Source organism: Blattabacterium cuenoti (genome assembly GCF_014252395.1).
GTDB lineage: Bacteria > Bacteroidota > Bacteroidia > Flavobacteriales > Blattabacteriaceae > Blattabacterium > Blattabacterium cuenoti_AA.
This window is the reverse complement of sequence record NZ_CP059219.1, coordinates 328,101-347,783: the sequence shown is the minus strand read 5'-3', so window position 1 is coordinate 347,783 and position 19,683 is coordinate 328,101. Positions and strand designations below refer to the sequence as shown.

Sequence of the window (19,683 nt, the reverse complement as noted above, 5' to 3'; positions counted from 1 at the left end):
TAGAACTATTTATTTTTTTCTTTTTCTATTTGTTCTTTTAATTTAGCTAATCCAGCTATATCTCCAAGAGTAGAACGTTCAAATTTTCTTCTAATACGTTGTTCTTTTTTTTGATCTTTATCACGGAAAATAGACGTATGAGACCCCACAATTTTTTTTGTTTCTTTATTGAATTCTATTATTTTAAAATTAGATTTTTCTCCTTTTTTAAGAAATCTACCATCTTTTTTTTCTAAAAAACGTAAAGGAACAAAAGCATCTATTTCTTGATCCTCAAAAAATTTAACATAAGCTCCTTTATCAAATAAAGTAGTTATTTTTCCTACATGTATACTACCAACATAATAAATTTTTTCATATTTATACCATGGATTTTCTTTCAATTGTTTATGTCCTAAATTTAATTTTCTTAATTTAGAATCTAAAGAAATAATTATAATTTCTAATTCATCATTTATATTACAAAATTCAGAAGGATGTTTTATTTTCTTTATCCATGATAAATCATTAGTATAAATGATTCCTGATATTCCTTTTTCTAATTCTAAAAGAACTCCAAAATTAGTAAATTTTTTTACTATTCCAATATGCTTTGATCCTATATAATATTTATTTTGAATATTAATCCATGGATCTATTGTAAGTTGTTTTACACTTAAAGACATTTTTCTTTCTTGACGATCTATAGTTAAAATTAATGCTTCTAATTCATCTCCTATTTGCACAAAATCTTGTGTTGAGGATAAATCAGTAGCCCAAGACATTTCACTAATATGCAACAAAGCCTCTACACCTGGAATAATTTCTATAAAAGCTCCATAATCAGCAATAACACTTACTTTACCTTTTATTTTACTACCTACTTTTAATTCTTTATCTAAAGAATTCCAAGGATGAGGTTGCAATTGTTTTAATCCTAATTGAACTCTATTTTTATCTTTATCCACTCCTAATACAACGAATTTTAATTCTTGTTCTAATTGAACAACTTCTGTAGGATGATTTATATGTGGCCAACTCATATCTGTAATATGAAGTAAAGCATCTACTCCTCCTAAATCAACAAAAGCACCATAAGGAAGTATATTTTTTATTTTACCTTCTAATACTTGACCTTTATCTAATTTTGATATCATTTCTTTTCTTTGCTCCTCTATATCTCTTTCTATTAATATTTTATGGGAAACAACAACATTTTTAGTTTTTTTATTAATTTTAACTACTTTTACTTCCATAGTTTTTCCTACATAAGTATCATAATCTCGAACAGGTTTTACATTTATATGAGAACCAGGTAAAAAACATTCAATGTTAAAAATTTCAACAATTAATCCTCCTTTTGTTCTAGCTACAACATAACCTAATACAACTTCAGATTTTTCGTATACTTCATTAATATGTTGCCAATTTCTCAACATTTTTGCTTTTTGATAAGAAAGTATACATTGTCCTTTATAATCCATTTTAACAAGCATCACTTCAATATGATCACCTATTTTAATATTATTAAAATTTTCTTTAAATTCACTTATAGAAATAGCTCCTTCAGCTTTAAATCCAATATCTATTAGAACTATTTTTTCCATAATATGAGTTATGGTTCCTTGGTATATTTCTAATTCTCTAATATATGGCAATGTATTTGCATAAAATTTTTCTAAATCTTTTTTTTCTTTACTATTTAAATGAGTTTCATATTTCGTCCAATCGAAACTTGTTTCTATTTTATCACAATTATTTAATTTTTCATTTATTTTTTGGTATGCTTCTTTTTTTATTTTTTCAGTTGTTTGATTAGACATAATTATATTTATTTTAATCCATAATAAAAACACAATCATGGACATAGAAACTATAATATATAGTTAATTGATTAGTATTCTTGTTTAATGAATTTTTATATAAAAAAAACAGATAAATACAAAACTAATAATTTTTCAGTAACTTTTTCTATATTAATTCAAATAAAATGTACCTCATTGTTGATACTGAAACAACAGGATTACCTAAGTATTATAATTATCCTATTACTGATACAGATAATTGGCCTAGAGTTGTACAAATTTCATGGCAAATTCACGATGTTCTAGGAAATTTAATAGAATTTAAAAACTTTATTATAAAACCAGATAATTATGATATACCTTTTAATGCTTTTAAAATACATGGAATAACGAATGAAAAAGCTGAAAAAAATGGATTTGATTTAAATTTAGTCCTTATTGAATTTAAAAAAAATATTAATAAATATCAATGTATAATAGGACATAATTTAGAATTTGATATCAAAGTTATAGAATCCGAATTTTTTAGAAAAAAAGAAAAAATTTCTTTTAAAGAGAAAAAAATTTTAGATACTAAAGAAATATCAGTTAATTATTGCAAATTACCTGGAAGTAGAAAAAAATATAAATGGCCTACGTTATCTGAGTTATATCAAAAATTATTTAAAGAAGAAGTTCCTGGATCACATAATGCAGCAAACGATGTAAAAGCAACAGCTCGTTGTTTCTTAGAATTAATGCGTATTGGAGTTATATCACATAAAGATGTAGGAATAGAAAAAAATATAATGTTAGAATTTAGAAAAAAATATTCTTATAAAATTTCAGATTCTACAGTTTTATTTAAAAAACCATTATTTTATCATAAAAAGAAAATAAAAAAAAAAATAATTAATAATAGTTTAGAACTAAAAAAAAAAAAATATTCTCATATTCATAATCATACACACTTTTCTATTTTATATTCTACTATAGATATTTATTCTTTGATAAATAGAGCAATAGAACTTAATATGCCTGCTGTAGGAATAACAGATTATGGAAATATGATGGGATCTTTTTATTTTTTAAAGGCCATTCATTCTATAAATAAAAAACATAATCCTGAAAAATATATAAAAGGAATAATTGGTTCTGAAGTATTTATATCAGAAAATTATTCACAAAAAAAATTCACTAAAGAATTTCCAGATAAAAGATATCAACAAGTTTTTTTATCTAAAAATAAAAAAGGTTATCATAATTTATCAAAACTTTGTTCACTTGGATATACAGAAGGTTTTTATGCTGGTATTCCTAGAATTGGAAAAAAATTAATAGAAAAATATAAAGAAAACTTAATTGCTCTTAGTGGAGATCTTAATGCAGAAATTCCATATACAATTCTAAATTATGGAGAAAGAAAAGCTGAAAAAATATTTTTATGGTGGAAGGACCTTTTTGGAGACGATTTTTATATAGAATTATTACGTCATGGTTTAGAAGAAGAAGATTATGTAAATAATATTTTATTAAAATTTTCTAAAAAATATAATGTAAAATATATAGCTCAAAATAATATATTTTATTTAGATAAAATAGAAGCTAATGCTCATGATATTTTATTATGCGTAAAAAATAGAGAAAAATTATCTACTCCTATAGGAAAAGGAAAAGGACATAGATTTGGATTACCAAATCATGAATTTTATTTTAAAAGTACAGAAGAAATGAAGAATATATTTTCAGATATTCCAGAATCTTTCGACTTTTTAGAGGATTTGATAAATAAAATAGAAACTTATCATCTTTCAAATAAAATATTACTTCCAAAATTTAAAATTCCAAAATCTTTTGAAGACCCTATGGATAAAATAGATGGAGGTCATAGAGGAGAAAATCGTTTTTTAAAAAAAATAACTTATGATGGAGCTAAAAAACGTTATAAAAATATTACTAAAGAAATACAAGAAAGAATTATTTTTGAATTAAAAACAATAGAAAAAATAGGATATCCAGGTTATTTTCTTATTGTTCATAATTTTATTTATCAAGCTAAAAAAATGAATATATCAATAGGACCTGGAAGAGGATCTGCAGCAGGATCCGTTGTAGCTTATTGTATAGAAATAACAGATATAGATCCAATAAAATATCATTTACTTTTTGAACGATTTTTAAATCCGGATAGAATATCCTTACCAGATATAGATATTGATTTCGATGATAAAGGACGTGATAAAATTATAGAATGGGTAGTAAAAAAATATGGTAAAAATCAAGTAGCACAAATTATTACATATGCTACTATGGGAGCTAAATCTTCTATTAGGGATACTGGTCGTGTGTTAGGTTTATCTTTAAAAGATACAGATAAAATAGCAAAAATGATACCAAATATGGTTTCTTTAAAATCTATTTTTTCTAAAAAAAATATGATAGAAAAAATTAGTAAAGAAGAATTGAATAATATAAGAAAAATAAAAAATTTAGCAGAAGATAAAAATACTTTAATAGGTAAAGTATTACAACAAGCAAGAATTTTAGAAGGAACTATAAGAAGCACAGGAATACATGCTTGTGGAATAATAATAAGCCCACATGATATTAAAGAATATATTCCAGTTTCTGTATCAAAAGAATCAGATTTATTACTTACGCAATTTGATAACAATGTAGTAGAACATACTGGATTATTAAAAATGGATTTTTTAGGATTAAAAACCCTTACTATTATTAAAGACGCCATCAGTCTTATAAAAAAAGGAAAAAATATTACAGATTTTATATTTCCTTTAAAGGATCAAAAAACTTATTGTCTTTTTCAAAAAGGAAAAACTGTAGCTGTTTTTCAATATGAATCTACTGGAATGCAAAAATATTTAAAACAATTAAAACCTGATAAATTTGATGATTTAATAGCTATGACAGCTTTATATAGACCTGGACCTTTACAGTATATTCCTAATTTTATATCCAGGAAACATGGAAAAGAAACTATAAATTATGATTTACCAGAAATGGAGGAATTCTTAAAAGAAACTTATGGAATAACAATATATCAAGAACAAGTTATGTTAATATCCCAAAAAATAGCTGATTTTAGCAAAGGAGATGCAGATCTACTTAGAAAAGCTATGGGTAAAAAACAAAAAGAGGTTCTCAACAAAATGAAAAATAAATTTATTAATCAAGCTATGAAAAAAGGATATTCTCAATATACATTAGAAAAAATATGGAAAGATTGGGAATATTTTTCTTGTTATGCTTTTAATAAATCACATGCAACATGTTATGCCTATATAGCTTTTCAAACTGCTTATTTAAAAACTCATTATCCATATGAGTATATGGCTTCTGTATTAAGTAATAATATGTTTAATATTAAACAACTTACTTTTTTTATAGAAGAATGCAAAAAAATGAATATACCTATAATAAGTCCAAATATAAATGAAAGTGATTCTTTTTTTAAAGTAGATGATGATAAAAAATACATTAGATTTGGTCTTGCTGGAATAAAAGGTGTAGGAAAAAATGCTGTAAAAATAATTATTCAAGAAAGAAAAAAAAAGGGATTTTTCACTTCCATTTTTAATTTTGTAAAAAGAATAGATTTACGTATAGTGAACAAAAAAACTTTAGATAGTTTAATTTTATCTGGATCTTTAGATTGTTTTCATATTTATAGAGAACAATATTTTCATATTAGAAATATGGAAAAATTAAGTACTTTAGAAAAAATTATTCGATTTGGATCAAAATATAAAAAAGAAAAAAATAAAAAAAACATTAAAATAGATATACCACCTATTGGTATGGAATGCAAGTTATGGGATAATGTGTATAAATTATCTAAAGAAAAAGAAGTATTAGGTATTTATGCCTCTTCACATCCTTTAGATGATTTTTATTATGAAATGAAATATCTCACTAATTCATCTTTATATCAATTAAAAAAAATTGAGTCTACACAACAATATATAAGAAAAAAAATTTATATATGTGGAATTTTATCTAAAATAGAAAAAAAAATATATACAAAAAGTGGAACAAAATATGGTTTTTTTTTATTAGAAGATTATCAATATTCTAAAGAATTTAGAATTTATGGACAACAATATTTAAAGTATGAACCTTTATTAACTAATAATAATTTATTACATCTGTGTATTTATATAGAAAAAAAATATAAAGAATGCAAAATGATAATTTTGCATATAGAAAATTTGAAAGAGGTATTAAAAAAATTGGTATACAGATTAATAATAAAAATTAATATAGATAATTTAAATGATATAATTATTAATAATATAGAAAAAGTTATCTATCAAGATATAGGAACTAAAAAATTTAATATTCTTCTTTATGATAAAGAAAATAAAATTTTTTTAAATTTTGAATCTGAAAAATATGGAATTAATATTAATTCAAATTTTTTAAAAAAATTAGAAAAAATAAAAGGATTAGATTTTTGTTTAAATTAAAACTGATAATAGACTAAAATTAATTAAAATATTAAATTTGTAGTAGGGTTTATATAATATGAAATATTACTACTACCAATCAGTGCAACGCATTTATTTTGTTGTGGTTTCTTATAAAAATGAAAATAAAAGTTAGAGTATCTCATGATGAGGATACAAAATATGCTTACCTAATTTGTAAAAAAATTCAGGAATCAGCAAAAAGCAGAGGAACTGGAATAGCAAAAAAAGATCCAGAATATATTAAATCTAAAATGATTAATGGAAATGCAATAATTGCTTTTTTTGATGAGGTATTAGCTGGATTTAGCTATCTTGAAATTTTTCAAAACAATGAATTTGTTGTTAATTCTGGATTGATTGTTTTCCCAGAATTTAGAAAAAAAGGATTAGCAAAAATTATTAAAGTTGAAATATTTAAACTTTCCAGAAAAAAATTTCCAAATTCCAAAATATTTAGTATTACAACAAGTAACCCAGTTATTAAAATAAATACAGAATTGGGATTCAAGCCTGTAGCATTTAGTGAATTGACTCAATCAGAAAAATTTTGGAAAGGATGTAAAAGTTGTGCAAACTTTGATATATTAACAAAAAATAAAAGAAAAATGTGTTTATGTACAGGTCTTTTATATCATCCAGAAAATACAAAAAAAAATAATAATAAAAAAAATTGTTTATTTCCAGGAGATAAAATTGTTCTAGCTTATAGTGGAGGTTTAGATACTTCTTATTGTTTAAAATATCTTATACAAGAGAAATATGAAGTTCATACCGTAATCATTAATACAGGAGGATTTAATAAAGATGAATTAGAAAAAATTGAAGATAGAGCTTTAAATATTGGATCTAAATCTCATAAAACTATTGATGCTATAGAAGAATACTATCAAAATTGTATAAAGTATCTTATATTTGGTAATATTCTTAAAAACAATACTTATCCACTTTCAGTAAGTTCTGAAAGAATTTTTCAAGCTATTAAAATAGCTAAATATGCTACTTCTATTAAAGCAATAGCTATTGCTCATGGAAGTACAGGTGCTGGAAATGATCAAATTAGGTTTGACATAGCCTTTCAAATTATTTGTCCAGAAAAAATAACCTTATCTCCTATAAGAGATAAAAAAATTTCTAGAAAAGAAGAAATAGAATATTTAAAAAAAAAAGGAATATCTATTTGTTGGGATCAAGCTAAATATTCTATAAATAAAGGTATTTGGGGTACTAGTATAGGAGGAAAAGAAACACTAACTTCTTATCACGATTTACCAGAAGAAGCTTATCCTACCAAATTGAGCAAAAATAAAAGTGAACATTTAGAATTAGAATTTGAAAAAGGTGAATTAGTAAGTGTTAATCAAGAAAAAGAAAAAGCTATAAAAAATATAATAAAAATTGAAAAAATAGCTTCAAAATTTGCTATAGGAAGAGGTATTCATACAGGGGACACTATTTTAGGTATAAAGGGAAGAGTAGCTTTTGAAGCTTCTGCAGCAATTATTATCATTAAAGCTCATCATTTATTAGAAAAACATATTCTTACAAAATGGCAACTTTACTGGAAAGAACAATTATCCAATTGGTATGGAATGTTGCTTCATGAAGCTCAGTATTTAGATCCTGTTATGCGTGATATAGAAAAATTTTTGAAAAGTACACAAGAAAGATTAACAGGAACTGTAAATATAATTTTATATCCTTATAGATTTCATTTAGTTGGAATTAAATCTAAGTTCGATTTAATGGCATCTTCTAAAATAGCTCAATATGGAGAAATGAATCATGCTTGGACTGCTGAAGATGTTAAAGGTTTTACAAAAATTTTGAGTAATCAAATGAAAATATATCATAATTTAAATAATAAAAATGATTGAAATAGGTATTATAGGAGGAGCTGGATATACTGCTGGAGAATTAATTAGATTAATGATTCATCATCCAAAAGTAAAAATTAAAAGTGTAGTAAGTAGAAGTCATACAGGAAAGTTGATTCATTTGGTTCATCAAGATTTATTAGGAGAAATAGAAAATATGAAATTTTCCATTGATTTAAAACAAAATATAGATATTGTATTTCTTTGTTCTGGACATGGAAAATCTAGAAAAGAATTGAATAATATACCAGATAATATAAAAGTAATTGATCTTAGTCAAGATTTTAGAATAAAAAATCAATCTGTTTTTAAAAATAGAAATTTTATTTATGGATTACCAGAATTACAAAAAAAAATAATTGAAAAATCTAATAATATAGCTAATCCTGGATGTTTTGCTACGGCTATTCTTTTAGCAATTTTACCATTAGCTAAAAAAAAATTATTAAAAAAAAATATTCATATTAGCGCTATAACTGGATCAACAGGATCAGGAATAAAAAATAGTGATACTAATCATTTTAGTTGGAGAAATAATAATATTTCTACTTATAAAATTTTTAAACATCAACATTTGCAAGAAATTGAAGAAATCATTTATAAAGTACAAAAAAATTTTTCTGAAAAAATTTATTTTATTCCTTATAGAGGAAATTTTTCTAGAGGTATTATAGCTACTTTATATACTTATTCTATTATTTCTTTAGAAAAGAATATAGAAATATATAAAGAATATTATAAAAATCATCCATTTGTAGAAATATCTGATATTAATATTGATGTGAAACAAGTTGTTAATACTAACAAATGTATTTTGCATATTCTTAAAGAAAAAAATAAATTGATTATTATAAGCATTATAGATAATCTTATAAAAGGAGCTTCAGGTCAAGCTATTCAAAATATGAATCTTCTATTTAATTTAGATGAAACTTGTGGTTTAAAATTGAAATCTGTTCGTTTTTAATAAAAAAAAAATGAAATTATTTGACGTTTATCCTATTTTAAATGATATAGAATTAAATAAAAGTAAAGAGTCATATGTATTTGATACAAAAGGTAATAAATATTTAGATTTTTATGGAGGGCATGCAGTTATATCTATAGGGCACTCTCATCCATATTATATTAAAGCTATAACAGAACAAATTCATAAAATATCTTATTATTCAAATAGTGTTTTTATTTCTCAAAAAAATAAACTAGCTAGTCTACTTGGTAGTATTTCTGGATATAAAAACTATTCTTTATTTATTTGTAATTCTGGTACAGAATCTAATGAAAATGCATTGAAAATTGCTTCTTTTTATACTGGAAAAAAAAAGGTTATTGCATTTAAGGGATCTTTTCATGGAAGAACAAGTGGAAGTTTATCGGTTACAGATAATTATAAATTATTATCTCCTTTTAATTCTCAACATGAAACGGTATTTATAGATTATAAAAATATTGATTTTTTAGAAAAAGAATTAAAAAAAAAAGATATTTGTGCTTTAATTACTGAAGGAATACAAGGTCTATCTGGAATTATAGATCCAGGTTTAAATTTTTTTTGTAAAGTTTATGAACTTTGTAAAAAATATGATATAATATTTATTGTTGATGAGGTTCAAAGTGGATATGGAAGAACAGGTACTTTTTTTTCTCACCAATTATATCCTATACAACCAGATTTAATTACTGTAGCTAAAGGTATGGGTAATGGATTTCCCATAGGAGGGGTTATAATACATCCTAAATTTAAACCATATTATGGTATGTTGGGAACTACTTTTGGTGGTAATCATTTAGCTTGTACAGCTGGTATTGCTGTATTGGAAATTATTAAAAAAGAGAATTTAATGGAAAATGCAAAAAAAATGGGTAAAATACTTTTACAAAAATTGAGTTTAATTCCTGAAATAAAAGAAATAAGAGGAAGAGGCCTTATGTTAGGTTTAGAATTTAATTTTCCTATTCAATATTTAAAAAATATTTTAGTTTATAGAGAAAAAGTATTTGTAGGAAATTCTAACAATCCATATGTTTTACGATTGCTCCCTTCATTGAACATTAACATTAATCACATAAAATTATTCCTGGAAAAATTAAAGAATGCTTTATCGTATCTTAAAAATGGAAAATAATAAAATAAAAAAAAAGGGAATCCTTATATTGGAAGATGGAACAAAATATGAAGCTTATCATTTTGGAGCTACAGTATCTTCTTCTGGAGAAGTGGTGTTTAATACAGCTATGACAGGTTATACAGAAAGTATAACGGACCCCTCTTACAAAGGTCAAATTTTGACTTATACTTATCCTATAATAGGAAATTATGGTCTTCCGTCTTTTTCTTGCAAAGAATCTATTCATGAATTTTATGAATCAGATAGAATTCAAGTATCCGGTATTATTATTTCTTATTATTCTAAACATCCATATCATTGGAATATGAGTCTATCTTTATCTGATTGGTTATGTAAAAGTGGAGTTCCAGGATTATATGGAATAGATACTAGATTTATTGCAAAAAAACTTAGAAAAAATGGAGGATCTATGTTAGGAAAAATTTTAATAGAAAATGAAGATCTTCCTTTTTATGATCCTAACCAAGATAATCTTTCTGAACAAGTTTCTATTCATAAAAAAATAATATATGGTAATGGAAAATATAAAATAATACTTGTAGATTTTGGTTTAAAAAATAACATTTTACGTTGTCTTTTACGAAGAAATTGTACTATTGTAAGAGTTCCATGGGATTATGATTTTACTAAAGAAGAATATGATGGAGTGGTTCTTTCAAATGGACCTGGAAATCCTAAAATTTATAAAAAACCTATACATTATATTCGCTTAGCTATGGAAAATAAAAAACCTATATTTGGAATATGTTTAGGAAATCAACTTTTGGGTATTGCTGCAGGAGGAGATACTTTTAAATTAAAATATGCTCATAGAGGTCATAATCAACCAGTTGTTTTATTAAAAACAGGAAAAAGTTTTATTACATCACAAAACCATGGATATGGATTAGACGCTAGAAATTTATCTAAAGAATGGAAAATGTTTTTTAGAAATTTAAATGATAATACTTGTGAAGGTATTATTCATGATTATAAACCTTTTTTTTCAGTACAATTTCATCCAGAAGCTTCAAGCGGTCCTACAGATACAGAATTTTTATTCGATATTTTTATCAATATTGTTAAAGGCAATAAAAATAATTAAAAGAATCTTCCAAAATTAGTATGAAAATAGATAAAGTACTTATACTGGGATCAGGTGCATTAAAAATAGGAGAAGCTGGTGAATTTGATTATTCTGGAACGCAAGCATTAAAAGCTCTTAAAGAAGAGGGTATTTATACTATATTGATTAATCCAAATATTGCCACTGTTCAAACTTCTAAAGGAATTGCTGATAAAGTTTATTTTCTTCCTTTAACTTTATTTTTTATTAAAAATGTTATAGATAAAGAAAAACCAAAAGGAATTATACTATCTTTTGGTGGACAAACGGCATTAAATTGTGGAATTCAACTTTTTAAAAAAGGAATTATAGATAAATATAAAATTAAAGTTTTAGGAACCCCTATTGAATCTATTATTAATAGTGAAGATAGAAGCTTATTTAGAAATAAATTAAATGATATAAACATAAAAACGGCAAAAAGTTTTGTGTCTAATTCTATGGAAGAGGCAGTTTTATGTTCTTCTAAAATAGGTTTTCCTATTATTATTAGATCTGCTTATACACTTGGAGGATTAGGAAGTGGAGTAGCTAAAAATATTAATGATTTAAAAAAAATAGTCAATAAAGCTTTTTCTTATTCTTCTCAAATAGTTGTAGAAGAATATTTAAAAGGATGGAAAGAGATTGAATATGAAATAGTTAGAGATCATTATGATAATTGTATTGCTGTATGTAATATGGAAAATTTTGATCCTATAGGAATTCATACAGGAGAAAGTATTGTGGTAGCTCCATCGCAAACTTTGACTAATTCGGAATATTATAAATTAAGAGAATTAGCTATACGTATAGCAAAAAACTTTAATATAATTGGAGAATGTAATGTTCAATTTGCCTTAAGTCCTAGTTCAGAAGATTATCGTGTAATTGAAGTTAATGCTCGTCTTTCTCGTTCTAGTGCTCTTGCTTCCAAAGCAACTGGTTATCCTTTAGCTTTTGTGGCAGCTAAATTATCTATAGGATATGGATTACATGAATTAAAGAATTCAGTTACTAAAAATACTTCTGCTTTTTTTGAACCTGCTTTAGATTATGTAGTATGTAAAATACCTAGATGGGATTTAAAAAAATTTTATGGAGTATCCAATAAAATTGGAAGTAGTATGAAAAGTGTAGGAGAAGTAATGTCTATTGGGGGTTCTTTTGAAGAAGCTATACAAAAAGGGATTCGTATGTTAGATATAGGAAAAAAAGGATTTATAAATTTTGAAAAAAAACATTTATCCAATAAACTACTAAAAGAATCTCTAAAAAATCCTACAGATCAAAGAATTTTCTTTTTAGAAAAAGCTTTAGAAGAAGGATTTTCCATTAAAGAAATACACAATTTTACAAAAATAGATCCATGGTTTTTACATCAACTTAATAATATTTATCAAACTAAAAAAAAGATAGAACATTTTGATAATTGGAAAAATATTCCTAAAGAATTATTAATAAAAGCTAAAAAGCAAGGTTTTTCAGATATACAAATAGCTAGTATTTTTTTTTCAAAAAAAAATGATAAATATAAAAATATTTTTGATTTAGAAAAAGATATAAGAGAATATAGAAAAAAAATTAACATAATTCCATTTGTTAGACAAATTGATACTTTAGCTTCTGAATATCCTGCATATACAAATTATTTATATTTGACTTATCATTCTATTCAACATGATATTGTTTATGAAAAAGATAAAAAATCTGTAATAATATTAGGATCAGGAGTTTACAGAATAGGAAGTAGTGTTGAATTTGATTGGTGTTGTGTTAATGCATTAAATGCTATTAATAAAGAATCTTATAGATCAATAATGATTAATTATAATCCGGAAACTGTGAGTACTGATTTTGATATATGTGATAGATTATATTTTGAAGAACTTACTTTAGAACGTGTATTAGACATTATTGAACTAGAAAATCCAAAAGGTACAATTGTATCTATGGGAGGTCAGATACCTAATAATTTAGTTTTAAAACTTTATAAAAATAAGGTAAAAATTCTAGGAACGTCTCCTATTTCTATAGATAAAGTAGAAAATAGATACAAATTTTCTAATGCTATGGATTATTTAGGAATTGAACAACCTAGATGGAGAGAGTTATCTGATTTAAATGCTATTTATAAATTTGTAAAAGAAGTAGATTTTCCTATATTAATTAGACCTTCTTATGTTCTTTCAGGAGCGAATATGAATGTTTTCTCTAATAAAGAAGAATTACAACATTTTCTTAATAAAAAAGTATCTATTTCTACTGAATATCCATTAGTTATAACAGAATTTATAAAAAACGCAAAAGAAGTTGAATTAGATGCTGTTTCTCAAAATGGAGAAATATTGTATTATGCTATATCTGAACACGTAGAATTTGCAGGAGTACATTCAGGAGACGCAACATTAGTATATCCTCCACATAATCTTTATTTATCTACATTAAAAAAAATAATTTGTATATCTAAAAAAATTTCTAAATATTTCAATATATCTGGTCCTTTTAATATTCAATTTTTATTGAAAAAAAATAAAATAAAAGTAATTGAATGCAATTTAAGAGCTTCTAGAAGCTTTCCTTTTGTATCGAAAATTTCTCATTTTAATATGATTGAATTAGCTACTCAAGTTATTCTTGGTAAAAAGAAAAATAAAATAGAACCTAATTTTTTTGTAACAAATTTCTTAGGAGTAAAAGCTTCTCAATTTTCTTTTTCTCGTTTACAAAATGCAGATCCCATTTTAGGAGTAGATATGACTTCTACAGGAGAAGTGGGATGTTTAGGAAATACTTTTGAAGAAGCACTTTTAAAATCTATGCTTTCTGTTGGTTATACCATTCCAAAAAAAAATATATTGATATCTGGAGGTCCTATTGGATCTAAATTAGATCTTTTAGAAGAGATAAAAATTTTACATAAAAAAGGATATATCATATTTGCTACGGAAGGCACTAATAAATTTTTATATAAAAATGGAATTCCATCCACAAGAGTTTATTGGCCTAATGTGAAGAAATATTCAAATGTTATTGAATTAATTAAGAATAAAAAATTAGATCTTATTATTAATATTCCAAAAAATCTAAGTAAATCTGAATTGGATAATGATTATACTATAAGACGTTATGCTGTTGATTTTAATATACCTTTGCTTACTAATACACGTTTAACAAAAGCTTTTATACAAGCATTTTGTAATTTATCTATGGAAAAATTATTTATAAAAGCTTGGGATGAATATAAATGTAAATGAATAAAATTTATGAAAAAATTTTTTAGTGTAGAAGATGTTCCAAACATATTTGATCTTGTTAAAGAAGCCATTTTTTTGAAAAAAAATCCATATGGAATACAACATATTGGAAAGAATAAAACAATAGGATTAGTTTTTTTTAATCCTAGTTTGCGTACTAGAATCAGTTGTCAAAAAGCAGCTTTTAATTTAGGATGTAATATTTGGGTATTAAACATTAATAATGATACTTGGAAAATTGAAATGAATGATGGTAATGTTATGAAAACAACACAAGAACATCTTAAAGAAGCTATTTCTGTAATGAGTATGTATTGTGATATTCTTGCAGTAAGAACTTTTCCTAATCTTATAGATAAAGATTATGATTATAAGGAAGTTCTTTTTAAGAAAATATTGAATTATTCTAAAATTCCTGTAATAAATATGGAAAGTGCTACTTTGCATCCTTTGCAATCTTTAGCAGACGTTATGACTATTGCAGAATATACTTCATTTTTTAAAAAAAAATGTAAAGTAGTGTTAAGTTGGGCCCCACATATAAAACCATTACCTCATTCTGTAGCAAATTCTTTTTCTCAGTGGATATCTAAGATAGAGCAAATAGATTTCATTATTACGTGTCCAAAAGAATATCATCTTCATAAAAAATTTTATAACGGAATTTATATAAATAATCAAAATAAAGCATTTATAAATGCAGATTTTATTTATGCCAAAAATTGGAGCAGTTATTTAGATTACGGTAAAGTACTTTGTCATGATTATGATTGGATGATTACAAAAAAAAAAATGAAGCTAACTAATCAGGCTAAATTTATGCACTGTTTACCTGTAAGGAGAAATATAGTAGTGGAAGATGCAGTTTTAGATAGCAAAAATTCCATTGTATTACAACAAGCAGAAAATAGAATTTATGCTTCTCAAATAATTTTTAAAAAAATTATACAATCTTTATTATGAAAATACATATAGTAAAAATTGGAGGACATTTAATTAATGAACAAAGATTACTTAATAATTCTTTGGAATCTTTTTGTAAATTAAAAGGATACAAGATTTTGATTCATGGAGGAGGAAAAAAAGCAGATGTTATTTTAAATAAAATGGGAGTCCCTCAAAAAATTATACAAGGTAGAAGAATAACAGATAAAAAAACTCTGGATATAGTTGTTATGACTTATGCAGGGATAATTAATAAAAATATTGTGTCTTTATTACAATCTTATCATTGTAATGCTATAGGTTTGTGTGGAGCAGATGGTAATTGCATTAAATCATATTTACGTAAAAAAGAAAATATTGATTATGGATATGTTGGAGATCTAAATACAGAAAATAGTGTTAATACACATTTCATAAAACTTATGTTGAAAAATAATATAATACCTGTATTATGTTCTATTACTCATAATGGAACAGGAAATCTTCTAAATACAAACGCAGATACAATAGCCGCTTATATTGCTATATCCTTAGCAAAGGATTGTGAAATAGAATTACATTTCTATTTTGAAAAAAAGGGAGTATTGCGAGATATACAAGATTCGGAATCTTATTTAAGAGAAATAAATTTTGATTTATTTCAGAAAATGAAAAAAAATAATATTATTAAAAATGGTATGATACCTAAATTGGAAAATGCTTTTTTTGCATTAAAAAATGGAGTAACTAAAGTTAGTATAGGGAGACCTAATTATGATAATACTATTTTATGTCTGTAGTAAATTTACAAGTATTAAAAAAAGAGGCTATACAACTTCTTATACAAATAATAAATATTCCCTCTATATCCAAACAAGAAAATAAAGTTTCTTTTTTAATAGAAGATTATCTTCATAAATATGGATTTTATGTTAAAAGAAAATTTAACAATATATGGACAGAAAATACTAATTATTCTGAAAAAAAAAATACAAAAACTATATTATTAAATTCTCATTATGATACAGTAAAACCAGGTAAAAATTGGATAACTAATCCTTTTACTGCTATAAAAAAAGAAGGTAAATTAATAGGATTAGGAAGTAATGATGCAGGCGCTTCTGTTGTTTCATTAATATCCTCTTTTATATATTTAAGTAGTTTATCTAAACTATCTTATAGATTAATACTTTCTATTACTGCAGAAGAAGAAATATCTGGTTCTTTAGGTGTAATAACTGTTTTACCTGAATTAGGACGTATAGATTTAGGAATTGTAGGAGAACCAACAAAAATGCAGGTAGCTATTGCTGAAAAAGGATTAATTGTATTAGATTGTATAGCTGAAGGTAAAACAGGACATTCTGCAAGATATAATATAGGAATTAATGCTATTTATATAGCTACAAGAGATATAGAATATTTAAAAAATTTTTATTTTGAAAGAAAATCAAAATTATTAGGTTTTACTACTTTAAATGTAACTCAAATACAAGGCGGTATACAACATAATGTTATTCCTGATTTTTGTTCCTTTGTTATAGATATTAGAACTAATGAATTATATAAAAATGAAGAATTGATTGAAATGATACAAACTAAAATTCAATCTAAAATGAAGCCACGTTCTTATCATTTAAATTCATCTTTTATTGATCCTACGCATCCTATTGTTTTAAAAGCTAAATTTATAGGTATAAATACTTATGGATCTCCTACACTTTCAGACCAAAGTATTATGCCTTTTCCTACTATTAAAATGGGAGTAGGTGATAGTTTACGTTCTCATACTCCTAATGAATACGTTTTTATTTCAGAAATAATGGAAGGAATAGATATATATATCTGCTTATTAAAAGATTTTAACTTTTGAATTTGAAACAAAAAAGGTAAATTTGTTATGTTTTTTTTATTTAAATGGAAAAAAGTATGTTACAAGAAATAAATGATGATAACTTTGAAAAGTTATTATCTGAATCTAATAAACCTATTTTATTGGATTTTTGGGCTCCATGGTGTGCTCCATGTAGAGCTTTATCAGTTTTATTAGAAGAAATATTTACTGAATATAAAACTAAAGTATTAGTAATGAAGTTAAATGTAGATAATAATCCAAAAGCTTCTTCAAAATATGGTATACGAAGTATTCCAACTATGATTTTTTTTAAAAATGGAGAAAAAAAGGATATGCATATAGGAATTGCTTCTAAAGAGGACATTAGAAAAAAATTAGATGCTTTAATAATATAATATAATATTCTAATTTTTTTTTCTTGGTCTGGTAGTTCAGTTGGTTAGAATACATGCCTGTCACGCATGGGGTCGCGGGTTCAAATCCCGTCCAGACCGCTATTTTTTATTAATTTTTTTATGTTTAATTTTATATTTTATTAAATCTTCTATAGATATGATTTTGATATGAAATTTTTTAGCAATATGAATTAATTGTGGTGTACGTGCCATAGATCCATTTTTATTAAGTATTTCCACTATAACCCCTCCAGGGATACATCCTGCCATTTTAGTTATATCTATAGCCGCTTCTGTATGTCCAGGTCTTTCTAAGACTCCTCCTTTTCTTGCGCGTAGAGGAAATATATGTCCTGGTTTATTAAATGCTTCAGGTTTAAATTCATTTACTAGTGCAAAAATAGTTTTTGATCTGTCTGAAACAGAAATACCTGTACTAACTCCATATCCTATTAAATCTACGGATACTGTAAAAGCAGTTCTTATAGGATCTGTATTATTTTTTACCATCATTTTAAGTTTTAGTTGATCACATTTTTCTTCTGTTAAGGAAACACAAACTAATCCCCTTCCATGAGTTATTAGAAAATTTACAATTTTAGGAGTAATTTTTTCAGCAGATACCATAAAATCTCCTTCATTTTCTCTATTTTTATCATCAACAACGATAATAATTTTTCCATTTTGTATGTCCTGTATAGCATCTTCAATATCATCTAAGTTTTGATTAGTAGAATCAAAAATCATATCAATTAAATTTTTATATAAAAATCATCCATTACAGTTTTATACGTCATCCATATACTTACTGGAAAAAAAATAAAATTAGGAATCCACGCTCCTATCCATGGAGTTATTTCATTTTTTTCTACTTTATTTTGAGTTATGGTAAGTAAAATATAATAAATTATAAATATAGCTAGTGCTACAATGGTTGGATAACCTATACCTCCTTTTCTAATAATAGCACCTAATGGAGCTCCAATAAGAAACATCATAATGCATGTTACTGGAAATGTAAATTTTTTTTGCAATTCTAATTGTAGATTTAATAAATATTTTTTTTCAAAAAAAGAATTTTTTTTTTTTTTTAAAAAGTTAATTTTTTTAATTAATTTTTTTGTATTCAAATTTTTATAGTAATTATAATATTCATTTAAATTTATTATTTTTTCTTCTGAAGGTATTTGAAAATTTTGAATTAAAGTATCAAATTCTATAATTTGATATGATGATTGTTCTTTTTTTGAAAAATTATCATTTTCACTATATAAAATTCCATGAACTAACTTTAATTGAATAGATTTATTTTCAATATTTTTTATTGATCCTTTTTTAGAAAAAATAGTATTTACAAGTGAATTTTTACCATAAAAAAAAATAAATATATTATGTAATTTATTGTTTTTTAATTTTTTATCTACTTTTATAAAAAAATCAGGTAATATTTTAACAAAAACTCCTTCTTTTAATTTGAAATATGGATGAGCTAATGATATTTTATATCCTAATTTTCTAGTTTTCATTTTTGCTTTTGGAATAATAAAATCGGAAAAAAAATACAATACTATGGATAGTATAAAGGTTATCCATAAAATAGGTTTCATGACACGAAAAAGAGATATTCCAGAATATTTAATTACTTCCAATTCTTTATTTTCTGATAATTCTCCGAAAGTTATAATAGAAGTAAATAATAAAGCTATAGGAGTAATTAATGGAATAATAGATACACCAAAATAAAATATAAATTTTATTATAATAAAAATATTTATGTTTTTACCTGTTAATTCATCTATCTGACTCCAAAAAAACTGAATCATAAATACAATAAATATTATAGAGAAAACAGCTAAAAAAGGAATTATAAATAAACGAATCATATATAAATCAAACTTTTTTATTAGCATTA

General features: G+C 24.3%; 13 protein-coding genes and 1 tRNA gene. 11 read left to right on the top strand and 3 right to left on the bottom strand.

Features of this window, described 5'->3' with window-relative positions; translation table 11 throughout:
• Positions 1-5: 5 nt before the first annotated feature.
• A complete protein-coding gene (gene rpsA / locus H0H36_RS01640; protein ID WP_185869902.1) occupies positions 6-1,802 on the bottom strand; it encodes a 30S ribosomal protein S1 in 1,797 nt (598 codons plus the stop codon).
• 167 nt (positions 1,803-1,969) lie between these two features.
• Between rpsA and dnaE the strand changes: the two genes are divergently transcribed.
• The 11 genes from dnaE (at position 1,970) to H0H36_RS01585 (ending at position 17,870) form a co-directional block, all read left to right on the top strand.
• Entirely contained in the window at positions 1,970-6,250 is a 4,281-nt protein-coding gene (gene dnaE, locus H0H36_RS01635) for a DNA polymerase III subunit alpha (RefSeq protein WP_185869374.1), read from the top strand.
• A 119-nt stretch (positions 6,251-6,369) separates the two neighbouring features.
• Positions 6,370-8,127 carry an argininosuccinate synthase domain-containing protein gene (locus H0H36_RS01630; protein WP_185869373.1) on the top strand — a complete coding sequence of 586 codons (1,758 nt, stop codon included), beginning with the start codon at positions 6,370-6,372 and terminating at the stop codon, positions 8,125-8,127.
• Positions 8,120-9,094, top strand: coding sequence for an N-acetyl-gamma-glutamyl-phosphate reductase (gene argC / locus H0H36_RS01625; protein WP_185869372.1), 975 nt, complete (start codon positions 8,120-8,122; stop codon positions 9,092-9,094). The genes H0H36_RS01630 and argC overlap by 8 nt, the downstream gene beginning before the upstream one ends.
• Before the next feature lie 10 nt (positions 9,095-9,104).
• Entirely contained in the window at positions 9,105-10,253 is a 1,149-nt protein-coding gene (locus H0H36_RS01620) for an aspartate aminotransferase family protein (RefSeq protein WP_185869371.1), read from the top strand.
• On the top strand, positions 10,243-11,340 hold the full coding sequence (carA, locus tag H0H36_RS01615) for a glutamine-hydrolyzing carbamoyl-phosphate synthase small subunit (RefSeq protein ID WP_185869370.1): 1,098 nt from the start codon (positions 10,243-10,245) through the stop codon (positions 11,338-11,340). Before H0H36_RS01620 ends, carA begins: the two co-directional genes overlap by 11 nt.
• 20 nt (positions 11,341-11,360) lie before the next feature.
• Positions 11,361-14,597: a carbamoyl-phosphate synthase (glutamine-hydrolyzing) large subunit gene (carB, locus tag H0H36_RS01610; RefSeq protein WP_185869369.1), complete on the top strand. Its 3,237-nt coding sequence runs from the start codon at positions 11,361-11,363 to the stop codon at positions 14,595-14,597.
• Positions 14,598-14,606: 9 nt separating this feature from the next.
• Complete coding sequence (locus tag H0H36_RS01605; RefSeq protein WP_185869368.1) at positions 14,607-15,560, top strand: Rossmann-fold NAD(P)-binding domain-containing protein; 954 nt, start codon at positions 14,607-14,609, stop codon at positions 15,558-15,560.
• Entirely contained in the window at positions 15,557-16,321 is a 765-nt protein-coding gene (gene argB / locus H0H36_RS01600; RefSeq protein WP_185869367.1) for an acetylglutamate kinase, read from the top strand. The genes H0H36_RS01605 and argB overlap by 4 nt, the downstream gene beginning before the upstream one ends.
• Entirely contained in the window at positions 16,312-17,394 is a 1,083-nt protein-coding gene (locus tag H0H36_RS01595) for a M20 family metallo-hydrolase (protein ID WP_185869366.1), read from the top strand. The genes argB and H0H36_RS01595 overlap by 10 nt, the downstream gene beginning before the upstream one ends.
• A 56-nt stretch (positions 17,395-17,450) precedes the next feature.
• Positions 17,451-17,771, top strand: coding sequence for a thioredoxin (trxA, locus tag H0H36_RS01590; protein WP_185869365.1), 321 nt, complete (start codon positions 17,451-17,453; stop codon positions 17,769-17,771).
• Positions 17,772-17,796: 25 nt separating this feature from the next.
• A tRNA-Asp gene (locus H0H36_RS01585) sits at positions 17,797-17,870 on the top strand.
• On the opposite strand, the gene ribB is transcribed toward H0H36_RS01585, so the two are convergent.
• Both ribB and H0H36_RS01575 read right to left on the bottom strand, forming a co-directional pair.
• Positions 17,871-18,518: a 3,4-dihydroxy-2-butanone-4-phosphate synthase gene (gene ribB, locus H0H36_RS01580; RefSeq protein ID WP_185869364.1), complete on the bottom strand. Its 648-nt coding sequence runs from the start codon at positions 18,516-18,518 to the stop codon at positions 17,871-17,873. It abuts the tRNA gene before it with no gap.
• 5 nt (positions 18,519-18,523) lie between these two features.
• Entirely contained in the window at positions 18,524-19,681 is a 1,158-nt protein-coding gene (locus H0H36_RS01575) for an LptF/LptG family permease (RefSeq protein ID WP_185869363.1), read from the bottom strand.
• Positions 19,682-19,683 lie beyond the last annotated feature (2 nt).